At 70.8% G+C, this 18,719-nt stretch carries 18 protein-coding genes, 1 tRNA gene and 6 pseudogenes; 9 read left to right on the forward strand and 16 right to left on the reverse strand.

Going from position 1 to position 18,719, the window contains the following annotated elements; translation table 11 throughout:
- Window positions 1–97: 97 nt before the first annotated feature.
- Complete coding sequence (locus ACQ86J_RS03015) at window positions 98–751, forward strand: fatty acid desaturase (RefSeq protein WP_431269975.1); 654 nt, start codon at window positions 98–100, stop codon at window positions 749–751.
- Window positions 726–1,286: a hypothetical protein gene (locus ACQ86J_RS03020; RefSeq protein WP_431269976.1), complete on the forward strand. Its 561-nt coding sequence runs from the start codon at window positions 726–728 to the stop codon at window positions 1,284–1,286. The genes ACQ86J_RS03015 and ACQ86J_RS03020 overlap by 26 nt, the downstream gene beginning before the upstream one ends.
- A gap of 204 nt (window positions 1,287–1,490) precedes the next feature.
- On the opposite strand, the pseudogene ACQ86J_RS03025 reads toward ACQ86J_RS03020, so the two are convergent.
- From ACQ86J_RS03025 to ACQ86J_RS03045, 5 genes and pseudogenes are all read right to left on the reverse strand, one after another.
- Window positions 1,491–1,887 (reverse strand): annotated as a pseudogene (locus tag ACQ86J_RS03025) (sensor histidine kinase).
- On the reverse strand, window positions 1,815–2,816 hold the full coding sequence (locus ACQ86J_RS03030) for a histidine kinase dimerization/phospho-acceptor domain-containing protein (RefSeq protein ID WP_431269977.1): 1,002 nt from the start codon (window positions 2,814–2,816) through the stop codon (window positions 1,815–1,817). The pseudogene ACQ86J_RS03025 and the gene ACQ86J_RS03030 overlap by 73 nt, the downstream one beginning before the upstream one ends.
- Before the next feature lie 36 nt (window positions 2,817–2,852).
- Window positions 2,853–3,929, reverse strand: coding sequence for an FIST signal transduction protein (locus tag ACQ86J_RS03035; protein WP_431269978.1), 1,077 nt, complete (start codon window positions 3,927–3,929; stop codon window positions 2,853–2,855).
- A gap of 120 nt (window positions 3,930–4,049) precedes the next feature.
- Window positions 4,050–5,831: a response regulator gene (locus ACQ86J_RS03040; protein WP_431269979.1), complete on the reverse strand. Its 1,782-nt coding sequence runs from the start codon at window positions 5,829–5,831 to the stop codon at window positions 4,050–4,052.
- Between the two features lie 140 nt (window positions 5,832–5,971).
- Window positions 5,972–6,934 carry an isocitrate lyase/PEP mutase family protein gene (locus ACQ86J_RS03045; RefSeq protein ID WP_431269980.1) on the reverse strand — a complete coding sequence of 321 codons (963 nt, stop codon included), beginning with the start codon at window positions 6,932–6,934 and terminating at the stop codon, window positions 5,972–5,974.
- 204 nt (window positions 6,935–7,138) lie between these two features.
- Between ACQ86J_RS03045 and ACQ86J_RS03050 the strand changes: the two genes are divergently transcribed.
- Window positions 7,139–8,200 (forward strand): LLM class flavin-dependent oxidoreductase, encoded by a 1,062-nt coding sequence (locus tag ACQ86J_RS03050; RefSeq protein WP_431269981.1) that lies wholly within the window; start codon window positions 7,139–7,141, stop codon window positions 8,198–8,200.
- Window positions 8,201–8,364: 164 nt separating this feature from the next.
- On the opposite strand, the gene ACQ86J_RS03055 is transcribed toward ACQ86J_RS03050, so the two are convergent.
- From ACQ86J_RS03055 to ACQ86J_RS03100, 10 genes and pseudogenes are all read right to left on the reverse strand, one after another.
- Entirely contained in the window at window positions 8,365–8,775 is a 411-nt protein-coding gene (locus ACQ86J_RS03055; RefSeq protein ID WP_431269982.1) for a Zn-ribbon domain-containing OB-fold protein, read from the reverse strand.
- Window positions 8,776–8,780: 5 nt separating this feature from the next.
- A pseudogene (locus tag ACQ86J_RS03060) lies at window positions 8,781–9,484 on the reverse strand (thiolase family protein).
- Entirely contained in the window at window positions 9,421–9,936 is a 516-nt protein-coding gene (locus ACQ86J_RS03065; protein WP_431269983.1) for a hypothetical protein, read from the reverse strand. Before ACQ86J_RS03065 ends, ACQ86J_RS03060 begins: the two are co-directional and overlap by 64 nt.
- 101 nt (window positions 9,937–10,037) lie before the next feature.
- Window positions 10,038–10,964, reverse strand: a complete 927-nt coding sequence (locus ACQ86J_RS03070; protein WP_431269984.1) for an IclR family transcriptional regulator — start codon at window positions 10,962–10,964, stop codon at window positions 10,038–10,040.
- A gap of 129 nt (window positions 10,965–11,093) precedes the next feature.
- Window positions 11,094–11,687, reverse strand: coding sequence for a hypothetical protein (locus tag ACQ86J_RS03075; RefSeq protein WP_431269985.1), 594 nt, complete (start codon window positions 11,685–11,687; stop codon window positions 11,094–11,096).
- 180 nt (window positions 11,688–11,867) lie between these two features.
- Window positions 11,868–13,115 (reverse strand): annotated as a pseudogene (locus tag ACQ86J_RS03080) (aminopeptidase).
- A gap of 794 nt (window positions 13,116–13,909) precedes the next feature.
- The gene (locus ACQ86J_RS03085; RefSeq protein ID WP_431269986.1) at window positions 13,910–14,263 is read right to left on the reverse strand and encodes a hypothetical protein; all 354 of its coding nucleotides are present in this window, start codon (window positions 14,261–14,263) and stop codon (window positions 13,910–13,912) included.
- Window positions 14,264–14,632: a Bug family tripartite tricarboxylate transporter substrate binding protein gene (locus tag ACQ86J_RS03090; protein ID WP_431269987.1), complete on the reverse strand. Its 369-nt coding sequence runs from the start codon at window positions 14,630–14,632 to the stop codon at window positions 14,264–14,266.
- A gap of 91 nt (window positions 14,633–14,723) precedes the next feature.
- Window positions 14,724–14,825: pseudogene (locus ACQ86J_RS03095) on the reverse strand (tripartite tricarboxylate transporter substrate-binding protein); the annotation flags it as partial.
- Window positions 14,826–14,896: 71 nt separating this feature from the next.
- A pseudogene (locus ACQ86J_RS03100) lies at window positions 14,897–15,229 on the reverse strand (Bug family tripartite tricarboxylate transporter substrate binding protein); the annotation flags it as partial.
- Window positions 15,230–15,448: 219 nt separating this feature from the next.
- Between ACQ86J_RS03100 and ACQ86J_RS03105 the strand changes: the two are divergent.
- From ACQ86J_RS03105 to ACQ86J_RS03125, 5 genes and pseudogenes are all read left to right on the forward strand, one after another.
- Window positions 15,449–16,078: a CaiB/BaiF CoA transferase family protein gene (locus ACQ86J_RS03105; RefSeq protein WP_431269988.1), complete on the forward strand. Its 630-nt coding sequence runs from the start codon at window positions 15,449–15,451 to the stop codon at window positions 16,076–16,078.
- Window positions 15,982–16,305, forward strand: coding sequence for a CoA transferase (locus tag ACQ86J_RS03110; protein WP_431269989.1), 324 nt, complete (start codon window positions 15,982–15,984; stop codon window positions 16,303–16,305). Before ACQ86J_RS03105 ends, ACQ86J_RS03110 begins: the two co-directional genes overlap by 97 nt.
- Entirely contained in the window at window positions 16,302–16,499 is a 198-nt protein-coding gene (locus ACQ86J_RS03115; RefSeq protein WP_431269990.1) for a hypothetical protein, read from the forward strand. The genes ACQ86J_RS03110 and ACQ86J_RS03115 overlap by 4 nt, the downstream gene beginning before the upstream one ends.
- A 4-nt stretch (window positions 16,500–16,503) precedes the next feature.
- Window positions 16,504–16,698: pseudogene (locus tag ACQ86J_RS03120) on the forward strand (SDR family NAD(P)-dependent oxidoreductase); the annotation flags it as partial.
- A 79-nt stretch (window positions 16,699–16,777) separates the two neighbouring features.
- On the forward strand, window positions 16,778–17,245 hold the full coding sequence (locus ACQ86J_RS03125) for an SDR family NAD(P)-dependent oxidoreductase (protein WP_431269991.1): 468 nt from the start codon (window positions 16,778–16,780) through the stop codon (window positions 17,243–17,245).
- 5 nt (window positions 17,246–17,250) lie between these two features.
- Here the strand turns inward: ACQ86J_RS03125 and ACQ86J_RS03130 are convergent.
- Window positions 17,251–17,323: transfer RNA gene (locus ACQ86J_RS03130), tRNA-Ile, on the reverse strand.
- 115 nt (window positions 17,324–17,438) lie between these two features.
- Between ACQ86J_RS03130 and ACQ86J_RS03135 the strand changes: the two genes are divergently transcribed.
- Complete coding sequence (locus tag ACQ86J_RS03135; protein ID WP_431269992.1) at window positions 17,439–18,614, forward strand: CoA-binding protein; 1,176 nt, start codon at window positions 17,439–17,441, stop codon at window positions 18,612–18,614.
- The last annotated feature ends 105 nt before the right edge of the window (window positions 18,615–18,719 follow it).

The following is an 18,719-nucleotide window of genomic DNA, read 5'->3' on the forward strand; positions in this document are numbered from 1 at the left end:
GTTTGCTTAGCATAGCCCCAACAAACGATTGAGATTTGTTGCTACTCGTTCGTGTGGCGGAGGCATCGCGCCTCTGCAGCATGAAGGAGAATGCAAAGTGACGATACTAAACGCCAATATGCTGGCGGATCCGGCGCTCGTCTCGATTGGCACCCCGGCCGATCCCCGCACCCGCATGGCGGCACGACTGCCCGCCTTCATCCAGCCTTTCCTCACTTGGCTGACCGCGAAGCCGGCGCCGGGCGAAGTGGCCCCCGGCCGCTCCGCCACCGCCTTCATCCTGGGCGCGCTGGCCTGGACCTTCGGCGGTTGCCTGCTGGCAGCGGTGCCGCTGGCACTGGCCAGCCCGCCCCTGCTTGCCTGGCTGCTGCTGCCTGCCGGTCTGCTGGCGACCTGTTGCGGCCTCGGCCTGTTCCAGGTGGTGGTCTTCCATCACTGCTCGCACGGCACGGTGCTGAAGACGCGAGAGGCCAATCGCCGGGCCGGCAGGCTGATCTCCGCCCTGCTGCTGTTCAAGCGCTTCGAGGACTATCAGCGCGAGCACATGATGCATCACAGCCCCAACAAGCTGCTGACCGAGGAGGACGAGTTCGCCGATTTCGTCATGGGCATGTGCGGACTCGAGCCCTGGCGTTCCGAAGCGCGAGCTGTGGCGCCGGGTGCTCGTCAATTGTGCGTCCCCGGTCTTCCACGCCCGCTTCCTGCAGCGCCGGATGCGGGCCAGCATGTTCACCGGCGACCGCGCGCATGACCTGATGAGCCGCGGGGCCTGGATCGGTGCCTTCGCGCTCGCCGCCGCCACGGGCACGCTGCCGATCTTCCTGATCACCTGGGTGCTGCCGGTCACGATCCTGCTGCAGGTCGCCACGGTCTTCCGCATCCTCTGCGAGCACCGCTTCCCCGAGCCGCAGGTCATCTGCCTGCGCGACCGCAACTTCGTCTGTCACGCGACCGCCGGCGTCTTCCCGGGCAGCGCCCCGCCGGACCTCTACGCCACCACGTTGGAAGGCGCCCTGCGCTGGACCGCCTGGTGGGCCGAGATGCTGACCGTGCAGCTTTTCGTCCGGCTCTTCGTGCTGGTCGGAGATGCGCCCTGCCACGACTTCCACCACCGCAAGCCGGCGACCCGCCGCTGGGCCGACTACATCTATGCCCGGCAGCAGGACCTCGATGCGGGGTCGCCGGGCTTCCCGGCCGGGTATTTCGAGAACTGGGGGCTTTTCGCCGCGATCGACCACAATCTCGGAAGCCTTGCCACCACCCAGCCGGAGGCGCTGGGCCGCTAAGGCCCGGCAGCTCTGCGATCCTGCCCCACGCCATGCCCGGAGGGCCGCCCCGGATCCGGGCGCGGCCGCCGGGACGGACCGGCGGCTGCGCCCGGCGGCCAGCCACGCAGCTGCGGATCCGGAGGCGAGGGCAGCATCGCCGTGGCGCAGGATTTTCAGCGCCGCTGCATGCCAGTGTTCGATCACCCGCTGCGGCAATCCGCTTCAGCTATCGAGCCGTTCGCGCACCCGCTCCGCCGGCAGCCGGGCCATCACCGTAGTGCCCTCGCCGAGCAGGCTCTCGATCGTCAGTTCGCCGCCGTGCGCTTCCAGCAGCCGCTTCGCAATGGGCAGGCCGAGACCCGCGCCGCCGAGCGCGCGAACCGAATCTCTGGTCGAGCTGCTGGAAAGGCTCCAATGCGCGGGGAATGTCCTCCGGCCGCATGCCGACGCCGGTGTCGCGCACCGTCACCGCCGCGGTACCGTCCTCCGCCCGTTCGGCAGTCACCACCACCAGCTGTCCGGGAAGCGAGAACTTCACCGCATTGCCTAGCAGGTTGTGCAGCACCTGGCGGAAGCGCACCGGATCGATGCAGATCTCGAGTGCCGGGTCCACCGGCATGACCCGGATCTCCACTTGCCGGCTATGGCTCTCGCCGGAGGCGCAGCGCCACCGTGCTGGCCAGCAGCTTGCTCGGCAGAGAGCCATTCCGGCGCCAGCGAAGGCAAGGCCTGTTCCAGGTAGGAGTAGTCGAGGATGCCATCGGCCAGTTTCAGCAGGTAATGCGCGGCCTCCAGGATCAGGGCGGAATAGCGCCCGCGGTCGGCCGGGCTCGGGTCGTAGCGCGACCCCGGGACCATCATCTCGGAATATCCGACCACCGCGTTCAGCGGCGTGCGCAACTCGTGCGTCAGCGTCGCCAGGAAGCGCGCCCGGGCGGCGCTGGCCCGTTCCGCCACCGCCTTGGCGGCGCGAAGCTCCATTTCGGCCTGCTTTCGGAGCACGATATCAATATAGACCGAGAGCGCACCCTCGATGAATTCCTGGTCACCGGCTTCGAAGGGGCGGCTGACATTGCTCTCGGACCGGCTCCCAAGGATCAACGCCCGCCCGGTAGGCTTGTCATAAGCCCAGAGCAGGTAGGGCAGCCGCAGGATGCTGGTCAGCTCATAGGCCAGCGGCTCGATCGGCGTTCGCGCGGTGGTGAAGAAGAACTCCGGCGGCGAGGAATCATGATCGGCTGTCTGGTCGCATCCGCCCCGGCGCCGATGGCGTGGATGACGCGGAAGGATCTCGCCGCCCTCGTCCTCCCGCAGCAGCGCAGCGCCATCGCAGAGCGCATTCTCGATGATGATCTCAAGCATCGGCACGCCGATGTCGCTCGGCGTCCAGTCGCCATCGGCCAAGCGGTAGGCCTCGCGGATCAGCTTGGCCACCGTGCGGCTGCGCCGTGCCTCGCGGAAGGTCTGGCTCTGCTCCTCCTGCAGCCGCAGCAAGCGGGCGCCGAGGTCGTTGCATTCGCGCCGGTAATAGGCGAGGCTCGCGCTCAAGCTGGCCGACCAGCAGGCCTTGCGAGTCTTCCGACATCAGCTGCGCCTCCGCAGCACCGTCAGCACACCGGTCCAGTCGAGCGGCCGGCTCAACCCGCCGGCGAAGGGGGCGATCTCGACGCCGGAGTAGAAGCCGAGCAGCGGCACCGAGGCATGCAGCCCGCGCTGCACCAGCTCCGCCTCCTCAACCGGGGCACCGCTGCGGGCGCTGCCGCGGCCGGCGCAGTCGATATAAAGCCCGAGCAGCGGCTGGGTCCCTGACATCACCCGGTTCATCTCGTCGACGCCGCGCCGCACCGATTCAAGCATCAGGGAGTTGTCGCGGCTCATGATCTGCACCCGCGTGCCGCGGGCGAAGTCCTGCTCAAACAGCGTGACCGAGCCGGTCTCCGGATTGGCCCGCAGGATCAGCCGGTTGACATAGCTATTCTCGTCATAGGGCGCGAAGGGGTCGCCCTGCTTCTCCCCGAGTGTCGCGGTCAGCGTCAGCTCATGCCCGCGCGAGCCGCCTAGTGGCAGGCCCAGCATGCGCTCGATCACCGTCAGCGCCGGCCGCCCGTCCAGCTCGTAGACCTCGGCGCCGTCGATCCGGGTGATCTCCATGAAGGTGCTGACCGGGCGGCAGCCATGCATAATCACCGTCTCGGCCTGCACCGAGGGCGGGAAGACCAGGGCGATGGCGGCATGCTTGACCACGTCATCGCCATCGAACACCCAGCCGCCAGCGAGGTTCATGTCGGTCAGCAACCCGCCGCCGAGCAGGCAGACTGGGCGCGGGCCGAAGCCGGCATGGAAACCGTCGACGATCGAGCTGGCCGGGTGCAGCCGCAAGGGAGAGACGGTGGCGACGCTGTCGAAGAACAGCATGACCACGTCACCATCCCCGGCCATCTGGGCCGCCCCGGTGCCCAGTTCGCGGCCGGCGGCCTGCTCGTCGGCCAGCAGCTGGCGCGTCACCACCGCCCGTGGCGTCACCGCGGAGTCGAGGAAGGCGACCAAACCCAATTCGAACCCGCTGTAGCCGAACCCGCTGCGGCCGATCGCCCCGGCAGCCGAGCCGCCGAAGACCGGCACCTCGCCGAAGGCTGCGCGCAGCGCTGCCCGTAACCGCATGCGGGTCATGCTTGCCACCGCAGAAGGCCAGCAGCTGGCGCGGGCGGTCGGTCCCCAGGGCCGAAACGCAGGCCCTGACCGCGGTCGCAGGATCGGAATGCTTGGCGTAACCGACGCTGATCAAACAGGAACCCTCCCGGGGTGGTCCGTGGCCCACGGCATCATAGCGGCAGAATGCCGATGCGGCGTCATGCACCTGCCTTTGCAACGGCCCTGGCAGCCGTCCTGGCCGGCGCGGCCGGCGGAACGAGCCCGGCCAGGCAGTCGGCGAGCTCGGAGGGCGAGACCGGCTTGCGCAGCAGGGCGTAGCCCCCGCTCGGCCATCGGCGCCAGGTCGGCCATCTGCCCGGTGCCGGTCAGGAGGACGGCAACCAGGTCCGGCCGCCGCTGCCGCGCGGTCTGAATCAGCGCGGTACCGTCCATTCCCGGCATGGTGAGGTCGGAGATCAGAAGGTCGCAGGGCTTGCCGGCATCGAGGTAGACCAGCGCCTGGCCGCCATCCTCGGCCTCCTGCACCTCCCAGCCCTCATGCCCCAGGCATTCCGCCAGGAAGCGGCGCATCATCGGCTGGTCGTCGACGATCAGCACCCGGCCGCGCGCGGCGGGCCGGAGCGCATCCGGCGCCCGCTGCTCGACCGCGCAGGGCAGCCAGAGCGAAACGCTGGTGCCGCGCCCCGGCGCGCTGTCGATCCGCATGGTGCCACCGGACTGGGCGGCGAAGCCATCGGCCATGGACAGGCCGAGCCCGGTGCCCTTGTCGCGCGGCTTGGTGGTGAAGAAGGGCTCGGCGGCCCGAGTGAGGGTCGCGGTATCCATCCCGATGCCAGTGTCGGCGACCCAGAGGCGGACATACTGGCCGGGCGCCAGGCTGACCGGCGGCGCGGCCAGGCCCGCCGGATCGCCCGCCACCTCCTCGACCGCCGCGCCGAGCGTCACCGTCCCGCCCTTCGGCATGGCGTCCCGGGCATTGACCGCAAGGTTGATAAGCGTGGTCTCGAGCTGCGCACGGTCCACCCGCAAGGCCGGCAGCACGGCCGGCGCATCGACCGCGACCCGCACCACCGGCCCGATCGCGTTTGCCAGGACGGCGCGCAGGTTGCGGAGCAGCTCGGTCGGATCGACCTCGGTGGCGCGCAGCTCCTCCCGCCGGGCGAAGGCCAGCATGCGGCGGGAAATGGCGGCGCCGCGCTCGGCCGCCTCGCGCAGCCCGGCGAGCAGCCGGGACGCACCGGGCCCCGCCGCGGCCAGCGCCGCGCCGTGCCGCTTCTCCAGCAGGGCGATGCCGGCGAGGACGGCGGCCGAGGCATTGTTGAAGTCATGCGCCACGCCGCCCGAGAGCTGGCCGAGCGCTTCCAGCTTCTGGGTATGTCGCAGCCGGTCCTGCGCCGCCGAACGGGCCGCCGCCTCTGCGGCAAGCTGGGCCGTACGCTCGGCGACGCGGCGTTCCAGCGTGGCGTTCAGCTCGCGCAGCGCCGCCTCGGCCTCCTTGCCCTCGGTGACGTCGAGGTTGCAGCCGACATAGCCGGTCAGCTGGCCGAGCGGACCTGCCTTCGGCGTCGCCTCGCAGCGATGCCAGCGAAGCTGTCCGCCGGCGGTGCGCACCTGCACCTCGGCGTGAAAGGCCGTACGCCTGGCGATGCAGCGGCTAAGCCCGGCGCGGAACTCCTCCAGCGCCTCCGGCGTCAGGATCAGGCCCCAGCCGCCATCGCGCAGCGCCGGGGCGGCGATGCCGAAGACAGTCTCGAAACGCCGGTTGGCGTAGACCAGCGCCCCGATTGCGTCGGTCGCCCAGATCAGGGCCGGCGCCTCGTCGGCGGCGCAGACGGGATCGCCGCCGGCCGTCCCGGACTCGTCTCCGGATGGGTGGGCGCGCGCCGCGTCCGGGGCCGCGCCGATCCGCATCGGCATCTCAGCCGCGGGCCGCGCCGGATTGGATCGGTCCTCGGCCCGGCAGACTACAGGTCGCGTGTGCGATTGCATCGGTAGCCGCTGCCCGAAAGGATTGCGCGCGCCGTCAGGTCAATACGGCGGCACAGAAGCTTTCACGTTAGCATCAACGACCTTTCTCGCCAAGAAGTAACGATGGCGGTGACCCGGGCCAGGGCGGCGGAGGCCGTCCCGATCCCGTCGCCCGGCCGGGGCTCAGCCTCCGACGATGAAGGGCTTCGCCGCGGCGTCGTAGTCGCCATAGCCGAGCAGGTCGCGGAGGGCGGCCGGCGGCATGGCGCCAGCGGCGGCGGATTGCCCGGCACGCAGCGCCTCCAGCCCCGCCTGCATCCCGGCCGCCGCGGGGAGAGCATCCCGGTCGGGAAGGTGCCGATCTTGAAGCCAAGCGCCGCCGCCTCAGCCCCGGTTGGCGTCGCCCGCGCCCCGCCGGGCGAGAGCACGGAGAAGGACGGCTTGCCGCCGGTCGCCGCCACGGCGCGGCGCATCTCCGCCTCGTCGGCCGGGCTGTCGAGCAGGAAGATGTCGGCACCTTCCGCGGCGAACGCCTCGATCCGCGCCACCGCCTCGTCGATCCCTTGGGTCGGCCGGCAATCGGTCCGGGCGAGGACCAGGATACCGCTGTCCTTCGCCGCCTGGACGGCGGCACGGATCTTCATGCGGGCCTCCTCGCGCGGCAGGCAGGGCTTTCCGGCGCTGGTCAGGGCGCGCGGGGTGATCTTGTCCTCGATCAGGATCGCCGCGGCGCCGGCCTGGCCATAGGCGCGCACCGTGCGCTGCACGTTCATCGCGTTGCCGTAGCCGTGGTCGCCATCGGCCAGCACCAGCAGGTCGGGCGCGGCGCGCTGCACCATGAGGAAGCTGTCGAACATCTCGCCGAAGGAAATCAGGTCGAGATCAGCGCCGCCAAGCCGGCTGGCAGCGCAGCAGGAGCCGGAGAGGAAGGCGGTCCGGAAGCCCGCGGCGGCCGTCATCTTGGCGCTCAGCCCGTCCCAGACCGCCGGCATGGTGATGAAGCCGGGCTCGGCCAGCAGGGCGCGCAGGCGCTCGGGTGCGGTCATGGGTGGGTCTCTCCTCGGGGCGTTTCCTGGGCGGCGAGAATAGAGCGCTTTGCCGGCAGGGCCAGGGGTGCCGGGGCGCGATGGTTGAAGCGCCACGGCCAGGGCGGTAGCGTCGCGGCAATGGCGCCGCCTGGATCGCCGGGGCGCCGAACGAACAAGGGAGCGACGCCATGGATGTCGGCATGATGCTGCTGTTCAGCAGCTATGGCTGGGACAACATCAAGGACAGCCAGGTCTGGCAGGAGGAGCTTCCGGCTGGCGCGCATCGCCGCCGACAGCGGCTTCGACTGCCTCTGGTCGGCCGAGCACCACTTCGCCGACTACTCCTTCGTGCCCGACAACATCCAGCTGATGACGCACCTGGCGGCCATCTGCCCCAACATCGACATCGGCACGGCCGCGGTCATCCTGCCCTGGCACGACCCACTGCGGGTCGCCGAGAACGCCGCGGTGCTCGACCTGCTGAGCAATGGCCGGCTCCGGCTCGGGATGGGACGCGGCCTGGCGCGGCGGGAATTCGAGGCCTTCCGCATCAGCATGGATGAATCGCGCGAACGCTTCGACGAGGCGGCGCCGATGATCATCGAGGCGCTGCGCACTGGCTTCATGGAAGGCCATGGCAAGCACTACAAGCAGCCGCGGGTCGAGATCCGGCCGCGTCCGGAGCGGAGCTTCGACGGCCGCATCTATGCCGTGGCCTCGAGCGAGGATTCCGTGCATTCCGCCGCCAAGCTCGGCGCGCACATGGTGATGTTCGCCGACCGGCCCTGGGAGATGCGGCTGCCAGTGATCGAGCGCGGGAGGCAGCTGCATCGTCAGTACCACGGCAACGAGCAGCCGGCGCTGATGATGACCGAGTTCGTCGTCTGCGGCACCGACCTGGCGGCCACCGAGGCCGAGGCGCTGCAGTATCAGGGCAAATTCGTCGAGAGTAACTTCTACCATTACGAATTCCTGGGCGAGCATTTCCGCACGGTGAAGGGCTACGATTCCTACCAGCAGAAGGCCGAGATCGCACGCCAGGCCGGCCTTGCCGGCGCGGTGAAGGGCTTCATGCAGGCGGCGAGCTGGGGCACGCCCGAGCGCATCCTGCGTGGGCTCGAGGAGCGCCGCCGGGTGATCGGTGATTTCGAGCTGAACGTTGCCTTCCGCTTCGGCGGCACGCCCTTCGACGTTGCCGAGCGCGGGCTGCGTCTGTTCGCCAAGGAAGTGCTGCCGGTGCTGAAATCCTGGGGTCCTGCGGCACCGAGCCGGGCGGCGGCCTGAGCGCGAGGCAAGAAGATTGGGGAGAAATACGTGTTTCCTCCCGTTGGACGCATGCGTCCAACCCCTCCATACGTGTTTGTGAGTCGGCGCTCGCCGCGCGACGCGTGCCAGTCCCAGAAAAATAGACGAGGGGTTCGGGGAGAAGACCCTCTCCCCGACTTTTCTCAGTCAACGGGCCGCAGCACCGGCAGCACCAGCCCCTCGCCCGCCGGCTCGAAGCCGACGCGCAGCGGCAGGCCGAGCCGAAGCTCCGGCGTGCCGCGCAACTGCGCCACCAGCCGCACGCCCTCGGCCAGGTCGGCCGTCACGAGCACGTAGGGCAGCTCGGCACGGAAGGCCGGGTGGTAGGGGTGGTGCGCCACGGTCCAGCTATGCAGGGTCGCCGCGCCGCTCGCCTCGACCCAGTCGGTGGCGAAGGAATGGCAGGCGTCACAGAGCGGCCGCGGGTAGTGCCGGACCTGGCCGCAATCGGCACAGCGCTGCAGCATCAGCCTTCCCTCCGCCAAGCCTTCCCAATAGGGCCGGCTCTCCGGCGTCGGCTCGGGCACCGGCTTGGTGGGCATCGCGCTCGGCATTGGCGTCAGCCCCGGGCCATGATGGCGATGGTGCCGTCGCCAAGGTCGCCGTAGCCGGTCACCAGCCCGACCTCCGCGCCCGCCACCTGCGCCCGCCCGGCATCGCCGCGCAGCTGCCGCACCAGCTCGACCACATGGTTCATTCCCGCCATGTGGGACTGCGACAGCAGCCCGCCATGCGTGTTCACCGGAAGCCGGCCGCCCAGGCCGAGCGCGCCGCCCTCGACGAAGGCCCCGCCCTCCCCTTCTTGCAGAAGCCGAGGTCTTCCAGCTGGCACAGCACGATATAGGTGAAGCAGTCGTACATCTCGGCGACGTCGATGTCGGCCGGCGTGACGCCCGCCATGGCGAAGGCGCGCGGCGCCGCCTTGGCCAGGCCGAGCCGTGTCATGTCGGGCCGCTGGGTGATTGTGCTCGGGCTGTCCGGATGGCCCTCGGCGAGGCCGGTCAGCAGCACGCGCGGCTGCCGCAGGTCGCGGGCGGCCTCGGCCGCGCTGACCACCACCGCGGCGGCGCCATCGCTCTCAAGGCTGCAATCCAGCAGCCGCAGCGGGTCGGCGATCATGCGGGAAGCCTGGTGGTCCTCGATCGTCATCGGCGCGGTCATGGTCGCATTGCCATTGAGTATGGCGTGCTGCCGCGTGGTCACCGCGATCTCGGCCAGCTGCCGGCTGGTGGTGCCGAAGAGCTCCATATGCCGCCGCGCCATCGGCGCGTAGTACTGCGCCGGGGCCAGGGCACCGACCGGTGCCTCGATCTGCCCACCGTGCGGAATTGCGGCATCTGGTGAATGCGGGCGCCGATCCGGCTGCCCGTACGCCCGGTACGGCCGAGCGGCAGCAGCACGTGCCGGCAGAGCCCGGCCGCGACCGCCGCCGCGGCGCACTGCACGGCGGCCACCGCTCCGGCGCCGCCGAGCGGCGTGGTCGTCGAGAAGCGCAGGTCCGGGATACCGAGATTGGTGACGAGATCCTCGGCGACCGTCGCGCCGAGGCCGATCGGCATGACGATGCCGTCGATCTCGGCGGGCCGCAGCCCGGCATCGGCGAGCGCCGCGAGCGAAGCTTCGAGTTGCAGGGTCAGCACGCCGCGGCCGCCGGCGTCGCGGGTATAGTCGGTCTCACCGATGCCGGTCACGGCAGCCTTGCCGCCGAGCGTCATAGCCTGGGCTCCTGCGCTATCGGATGATCGGACCGGGGAGGCAGACCGGGCCGCGGCGATTTCGCCGCGGCCCGCGCCCGAAGGCGGGACAGTCTCACTCCCTACGCGACCGCTTGCAGTTGCACGGCCGATTTTTCCGTTGGCCGGAAATTATCTTCCTCTCCAGGGGAGCATGGCATTTGCGCTGGGTCAAGCCCTGCTTCATTCCGTAGCGCGGGCAGCGAGGATCGGGCGCATCCTGCTCTCGATTTCGGCAGCGGCGGATTTGACCAGCCGCAGCACCTCGGCCAGCCGCGGCCGCTCCAGCCGGCTCGGGATGGCCGCCAGGCTGAGCGCCGCGACCGGATCGCCCCCGGGCCGAAGATCGGCAGGCCGAGTCCGCTGGTTCCCGGCACCAGGTCGCGTACCAGGGTATGGCCGTCGCGGCGCGAGGCCTCGATCCACTGCCGGACCCGCGCCTCGTCCACCCCGCGCGCGGCGCGGCCGGCCTGCTGCTCGGGCAGCGACAGCAACCGCTCGATCTCGGCCGGGTCGCGCAGGAAGGCGAGCAGCGCGACACTGCCCGCGCCGAGCCCCAGCACGCGCCGGTCCCCCGGCTTTACCACCAGGGCGCGGACGGGATAGGCACCCTCGATGCGGGAGACGCAGATCGCCATGTCGCCGGAGCGCAGCGTCAGGTAGACGGTATCCTCGGTTGCATCGCAGAGCGCATGCATGATCGGCCGCGCTACCTCGGCCAGGCCGAAACGGTTGCCGGCGGCGAAAGCCCAGCCGGCCAGCCGCATCCCGAGCAGGTATCGCGTGCCCGGGCCGTCCTGCTCGATGAAGCCATGTGTCGAGAGCGCCGCGATCATCCTGTGGGTGGTGGTCTGGCTGAGCCCGGAGAGCCGCACGACATCGACGAAGCGCAACCCGGTACCACCGGCGGCGGCCAGCGCGTCCAGGATCGCCGTGGCGCGGCCGAGGGATTGTTCCAGTCCGCGCTCGCCCGGCGTGACGCCCCGGGGCGCCCCTGCCTTCCCCACCATGTTCCGACCCGTCCTCCTGCCGGTCCAGATCGTGGCCCGATCGCCGCGGAACCGTTCCGCCGGACGGAGATGGCGCGCCTTCAGCGAGCAGACAAGCCCCGCCGGCGCCGCGGCCGCGGGGCACGCGGCTCAGAACAGCCCGGCTTGGCGCCGCTGCAGCGGGGATGCCGGCTTGCGCCGCGGCAGGGCGGGTGCGGGCGGCGGTGGCGGCGCGCCCGGCACATGCGGGGCCGGGCCGGCATAGCCGTCATCTGCGATCAGCCGCAGCTGTTCCGCCACGCCGCCGGCTGCGGCAGGCAGCTCCAGCGGCACCGGCCAGAAGCACTCGACCCGGTCCTCACCACGGAGCGCCAGGAAGACCACGCGCTCGACCCTGCCGCCCTCCCCGGTCTCGACGGCGAAGCGGAAGACCAGGCCCTCGGCAGCTTCCTCGCCGAGCGCGAGGCAGAGCTGCTCGGCCTCCATCTCCTGCCGCTTCAGCGTGCGCTCGGTCGGGTCGTCGGCGGCGCCGCGGTAGAAGCGCACCGGCACGCCCTGGCCGTTGGAGCCGATGACGAAGACGAAATGCGCGCTGTCGTCCAGCACCTCGAGCCAGGGGTATTCGCCCGACTGCGCCGCGCGCTTCAGCCGGTGACGGCCGAAGGCGAAGGCGCGGCAGCCGACCCGACCAAGGATCGTCGCCAAGCTCGTAGCTCGCCATGGCCAGCGCGTCGCGCCGGGCATTGGCCAGCATGCGGGCGCAGATCCGCAGGCGCTCCTCGGTCAGGGCCGGGTGGAAGTCCCACGGCATCTGCGCCGGGCCCGTGGCGGGGCCGGATCTCGGCGTGCGGCGACTCGGCGGCGTTCTCCATTCGCGAAGCATAGCACCGAGTCGCGCCGACTCGCACAGCGACCGCGCGTCCCCTACCGGACCCACTCGCCCCGGCGCATCAGCGGCTCGGCCCGGCCCGCGGCATCCAGCCCGTCCACCTCGGTCTCGGCCGAGCCGATCATCCAGTCGACATGGATCAGGCTGCGATTGGCACCAGCCGCGTCCAGCGCCTCGGGCGACAGGCCCTTGTCCACGAAGCAACGCGAATAGGCCTGGCCAAGGGCGATATGGCTGGCGGCATTCTCGTCGAACAGGGTGTTGAAGAACAGCAGCCCGCTGCCGGCGATGGGGTTGGAGGCCGGAACCAGCGCCACCTCCCCAGCATCCGCGCACCCTCGTCGGTCGAGATCATGCGCTCGAGCACCGCCTGCCCGGTGCTGGCGCTGGCCTCCGTGATTCTTCCCGCCTCGAAGCGCACCCGGATGTCGCGGATCAGGGTGCCCTGGTAGGCCAGCGGCTTGGTGGCGGCGACCACGCCCTCCGTCACACGCGCATCCGGGGTGGTGAAGACCTCCTCGGTCGGGATGTTGGGGTTGCCGGTGATGCCGTTCTTCGCGGTGGAGAGCCCGCTCCATCCAGGCATGGCCCTCGGCCAGCCCGACCTTCAGATCTGTGCCGGGGCCGCGGAAGCGCAGCGCGGCGTAGCGCCGTTCGTTCAGCATCACCCGGCGCGCCATCAGCGCCGCGTTGTGCTCCGCCCAGGCGCCGACCGGGTCGGGCCGGTCGGCGCGGGATGCCGCGAAGATCGCGTTCCAGAGCCGCGCGACGGCCTCGCCCTCCGGCAATTCGGGGAAGACCGCGGCGGCCCAGGCCGGGGTGGCGGCGGCGACCAGGGTCCAGTTGATGGCGGTGGCGGTGATCAACTCCAGCGCCGGGCGATAGGCCTTGGACCGCGCCCGGTTGGCCCGCGCCACCTTGTCCGGGTCCTGGCCGGCCAGCAGCGTCGGGTCGTCACCGACGATCGCCAGCCGCGCCGCGCCGCGACGGAAGGCCGCCGCCATGCCGTCATAAAGCCAATCCGCCGCGGCATCGAAGCTCGCATCCGGCGCGTGCCGGTAGCGGGCCAGCGCCGCCTGATCGTCCGCGAGGAAAGTCGTCACCAGGGAGGCGCCGGCGCGATAGGCCTGCTCGGTGATGCGGCGGGAAAGGTCGAGCGCCTCGACCGGCGCTGTCATCACCAGTTCCTGGCCCGGGGCGAGATTGAGGCCGACCCGCACCGCGAGCTCCGCCAGGCGGTCGAGCCGGGGATCGGCGAGGCTGCTGCGGGGATGCGTGTCCATCGGCATGGCGTCTTCCTGCTGGCGGCTGCAATGACCACCCCAGCATAGCGCATCCGCCGGGTGGGAGAGGACCGTCCTCCTTCCTCCGATACGTCGCCGGTCCGTCCCTCCGGGCCCGATCCGGCCGCAGGGCGTCAGCCCGCCACGCCGAGGCGGTCCAGGAAGGCGCGGGTCCGGGCGTTGAAGGCGGCCCATTCCGGCGCGCCTTCCGGCTGCGAGAGAAGGCCAGGTGGCCCGTGTCGGTCCGGACCTCGAGAAAGCTCACCCGCGGCAGCCCCTGCACCATTTCCATCGTCAGGTCGGGGAAGATGGTGCGGTCGCTGCTGCTGGCGATGACCAGCGCATCCGCTCTGATGCGCCCCAACGCCGCCGCCATGTCGCCGTGATACGGGATGGAGACGTCATGACCGCGGCTGGCGCGGTAGCGCCAAACAAGGGCATTGGCGTCCCACTCGGCCGCCCAGCGCTCGCCGCGGTCGCGCGCGGCGCGGGCATAGGCGGCATCGTCGCCGCGCGCCGCAGCGGTCATGTAGGCGTCGCTCATGATCCAGGGAAAATAGACCAGGCCGGCGCGGCGGATGCCCTCCTTCGGGCTCGCGGCATAGCGGCCGTCGCCATAGCCGGGGTCAAGGGTGATCACCGCCTCGATCGTCTCTGCGATGGTGCGGAAGCGCCGGTCGCAGCGCGCCGCGGGCACCCAGAGAATCAGGCCGCGCGGAACCTCCGGGAAGGTCACGCCCCATTCGATGCCCTGGAACGACCCCATGGAGGGCCCACCGACCGCGAGCAGCCGGTCAGAGCCCCAGCCCTTCCTTCACCAGGTGGTGCTGCGCCCGCACCATGTCCCGCACGGTATAGGCCGGGAAGTCGGGACCGAGCCCGTCGGCCGGGCCGGAGGAAGCGCCGCCGCCGATCGCATCGACGCTGACGATGAAATGCCGGTCCGGATCGAAGGCCTTACCGGGCCCGATATAGGAGAGTGCCCAGAGCCGCGTCGCGCTGGTACCCGGCGTCAGCAGCACGGCATTGTCGCGCCGCGCGTTCAGCCGGCCCCAGACGGAATAGCCGACGCGCATGTCGTCCAGCGCCGCGCCGTTCTCGAAGGTGAAGCGCGGGATGCGGTGGGTACGGGTCTCGATCTCGGGCATCTACTCGATCCTGATATTCGCCTGCCGCACGACGCGGGCATAGACGGCGCGCTGCTCGCGCAGATAGGCGGCGAAGGGCGCGGTCGGGCGGGAATCGACCTCGATGCCCATGCCGGCGAAGCGCTCGCGCGCCTCGGCGCTGGCCATTACCCGGCCGCACTCGGCCGCCAGGCGCTGGATGATCGCCTCGGGCGTCCCCGTCGGCACCATCAGGCCGAGCCAGGCGGCGGCATCGTAGCCGGGGATGCCGCCCGCCTCGGCGATGGTCGGGATGCCGGGCGCGAGCGCGCTTGGGCGGTTCAGCGAAAAGCCATAGGCCTTCGCCCGGCCTGCCCGCACATGCGGCATGGTGGCGACCACCAGATCCATCGTGTAGTCGACCTGCCCGGCGACGACGGCGGGTGAGGGACGCCGCGCTGCCGGCGAAGGGCACGTGCACCGCCTTCAGTCCTGCCGCGTTGTGCAGCCATTCGCTGCTGAGATGCGCCGTCGCCCCGGCACCGGACGATGAGTAGTTGAACCGCCCCGGATTGGCGCGGACCACGGCGAGGAATTCCTGCATCGTATTGGCCGGAAGTCTGGCCGGGCGACCAGCACCATCGGCGACAGGCCGATCATCGCCACCGGCGCCAGGTCGCGTTCCGGATCGTAGGGCGTCCTCTGCACCAGCGGGTTCAGCGTCACCGCCCCGCCCGAGGCCGCCAGCAGCGTGTAGCCGTCCGGCGCGGCCCTGGCCGCGGCGTCGGTGCCGATCATGCCGCCGGCGCCCGGACGGTTCTCGACCACGACCGGCTGGCCGAGGCGTTCCGACAGCTTCTGCGCGACGAAGCGGCCGCCGAGATCCGTCGCCTGGCCCGGCGCCCAGGGCACCACCATGCGTATGGCATGGTCTGGCCAAGCCTCGGCCCACGCGTCACCCGCGAATGCCAGGGCGGCTAGCCCGAGCGTCCTGCGCCGCATGGTCATTCCTCCCACCTCATTGCGCCGAGCATCGCGCGCGGCTGGGGCGGCGACAACCGCCTCGCTTGACAGCCTGGCCGCAAGGCACGGAGGCTGCTGGCAAAACGAGGGACGATCCCATGCAGGCGGCGCTCGACGGACTGGTCGTCCTCGACCTCACCACTCTCCTCTCCGGCCCCTACTGCACCATGCTGCTGGGCGACACTGGGCGCCGAGGTCATCAAGGTGGAGCGCCCGGATGGCGGCGACGATGCCCGCCGCATGCCGCCCTTCGTCGACGGACGCAGCCAGCCCTTCGCCATCTGGAACCGCAACAAGCGCAGCGTCACCGCCGACCTGAAGCGGGCGGAGGACGTCGCCTTCGTCCGCCGCCTGGCGACGCGGGCCGATATCCTGGTCGAGAACTTCCGCCCCGGCACGCTGGACCGTCTCGGCCTGGGCTGGGAGGTGCTGCATGCGGCCAATCCGCGGCTGATCTGGTGCTCGATCTCCGGCTTCGGCCAGACCGGGCCCTGGTCGGGGCATGGCGGGCTCGACATGATGGCGCAGGGCATGTCGGGGCTGATGGCCGGCAACGGTCCCGCGGAGGGCGAGCCCTACCGGCTGCCGGTCGCCATCACCGACGTCACCGCCGGCATGTATGCGGCGATCGCCGTGCTCGGCGCGGTGCAGGCGCGGCATCGGACGGGACAGGGGCCAGCGGATCGACCAGTCGCTGTTCGAGGCCGGCATCTCGCTTGGCGTCTACGAGGCGGCGCATGTCTTCGCCCTTGGCACGCGGCGCGCAGCGGCTCGGGCAGTTGCATCGCGGCTCGGCGCCCTACCGGGTCTTCCGCACGGCGGACGGCTACCTGACCCTCGGCGCCTCGAAGGAGAAGTTCTGGCGCGCGCTCTGCGGCATCATCGGCCGGCCAGATCTGTCGGAGGATCCGCGTTTCAGGGCGAATGCCGATCGCGTCGCCAACAATGCCGCCCTGGTCGAGATCCTGCAGGAGGCCCTCGCCGGCCAGCCGAGCGCGCATTGGCTGCAAGCCTTCGGTGCGGCCGGCATTCCCTCCGAGCCGGTGCTCTCCCTACGATGAGGCGCTGGCGCATCCGCAAGGCCAGGCGCGCGGCCTGGTGGTGCCCTTCGAGGATGCCGAACGCGGCAGCCTGCCGCAGCTCGATGCCGCCGGTGCGGCTGGAGGGCACCCCGGCCGGCATCCGCCGCCGCGCCCCCGATCTCGGCGAACATGACGCGGAGATCCGCGCCTGGCTCACGGCGGAGGAGGGCTGACAGCATGGCCACCCAAACGGATTTCGCCGGCCGCGTTGCGCTCGTCACCGGCGCCTCGCGCGGCATCGGCCGGGCGATCGCGCTCGCCTTCGCCGGCGCCGGGGCGGATGTGGTGGTGGATCACCGCGAACGCGCGGCGGAGGCCGCGGCGGTCGTCGCGGCGATCCAGGCCCTGGGCCGGCAGGCGCTGGCCGTGGCGGCGGATGTCGCCGACGGCGCAGCAGTGGCCGGCATGGTCCTGCGGGCCGAGGCGGAGCTTCGGCCCGGTCGCCATCCTGGTGAACAATGCCGGACTGGCCCTGCCGCGCAGCCTGGAGGCACTGACCGAGGCGGAGTTCGACCGCACGATCGCGGTGAACCTGAAATCCGCCTTCCTCTGCACCCAGGCGGTGCTGCCGGGCATGCGGACGCGCCGCTGGGGCCGGGTGGTCAACATCTCCTCCGGCGCGGCGCGCAACGCCGGGGTGATGGGCGCGCATTACAATGCGTCAAAGGCAGGGCTCGAGGGGCTGACGCGGGGCTATGCGGCGCGCCTGGTGCAGGAGGGCGTGACGGTGAACGCGGTCGCGCCCTCCCTGATCGCCACGGAGATGATCGTCGGGCGGGAAGCGGAACTCGCGGCACAGGTGCCGATGGGACGGCTGGGCACGCCGGAGGAGGTGGCGGAGGCCGTGCTGATGGTCGCCGGCAATGCCTACATGACCGGCCAGACCGTCCCGGTGAATGGCGGCATGCTGTTCACCTGAGGATATGGGCCCGGCAGGACTCGAACCTGCAACCAAACCGTTATGAGCGGTCCGCTCTGACCATTGAGCTACAGGCCCATGGGCGTGTGATGCCCACTGGCGCGGCCGCTGGCAAGCATCCCCTTGGCGAAGGCTCCCCTGGCCGGCTTTTCCGGCTGTGGCAGGATGCCGCCGGGACGAAGGGAGGCAACGGATGCGCGACATGCTGGGCTGGCGACGGAAATTCGGCGTCATCGGCCCCTCCACCAATACCATCGTGCAGCCGGATCTCGACGCGATGCGCCCCGTTGGCGTGACCAACCACTACAGCCGCATCCTCACCCCGAACGCCGATGCGGTGAGCAACGAGAGCTTCCGGGCCGGGATCGAGGTGATCGGCGGCAATGTCCTGGACGCGGTTCGCAGCGTGATGACCTGCGCGCCGGACTACCTGGTGATGGGCATGTCGGCGGTGACCTTCTTCGGCGGTGCCCGCGGCGCCGACACCTTCATCCGCTCGGTCGAGGAGGCCTCCGGCCTCGGCATCAGCGTCGGCAGCCATGCCTGCGCCGCCGCGCTGCAGGCCTATGGCGGGGTCCGGCGGATTGCCGTGCTGTCGCCCTACTGGCCGGTGATGAATGCCGAGGTCGCGCGGTACTTCGGCGATATGGGCTTCAGCGTGGTGCGCGACATCGCCCTGCAATGCCCGTCCTGGACCGGGATCGCCAAGGTCCCGCCCGGCCGCTGCCGCGACGCCATCCGCGCGCTGGATGGCGACGACGTGGATGCCATCGTCCAGGTCGGCACCAACCTGTCCATGGTGCGACTGGCTGCGGCGGCGGAGCTTCTTCCTCGGCAAGCCGGTGATCGCCATCAATGCCGCGACCTACTGGCATGCGCTGCGGGCCAACGGCATCGCCGACCGGCTGTCCGGCTTCGGCCGGCTGCTGGAGGAATTCTGAGCCAACCGCCGGCTGGCGCGTTTGCCCTGGGGACGCAAGGAGCCGATGCCATGAGCGATGACGAGATCCGCGACATCCTGCTGACCACCCGCCGCATCGCCGTGGTCGGCGCCTCCGACCGGCCGGACCGGCCGAGCCATGGCGTCAGCGGTTTTTTGGTGGACCGTGGCTATGCCATGACCCCTGTCAATCCCGGCATCGCCGGGCGGCAGCTGCACGGCGCGCCGGTCGTGGCCGCGCTGGCCGAGGCCGGGCCGCTCGATATGGTTGACGTCTTCCGCCGCAGCCAGGATGCCGGGGCGGTGGTGGACGAGGCGATCCGCCTCGGCGCCCGCACTGTATGGCTGCAGCTCGGCGTCATCGACGACGCGGCCGGGCGCGCGCGCGCGCCGCCGGGCTACGCTTCGTGCAGGACCGCTGCCCGGTGATCGAATGGCGCCGACTCGGCCTGCCGGCGAAGATTGCCTAAAATTCATTTTAACAGCGCGACCAGCTTGAAAGCCGAAGCGTGCCGGGCCACTTCGCGGGCGCAC

The sequence above is a fragment of the Dankookia sp. P2 genome (genome assembly GCF_050632255.1).
In the GTDB taxonomy this organism is placed as follows: Bacteria; Pseudomonadota; Alphaproteobacteria; order Acetobacterales; family Acetobacteraceae; genus Paracraurococcus.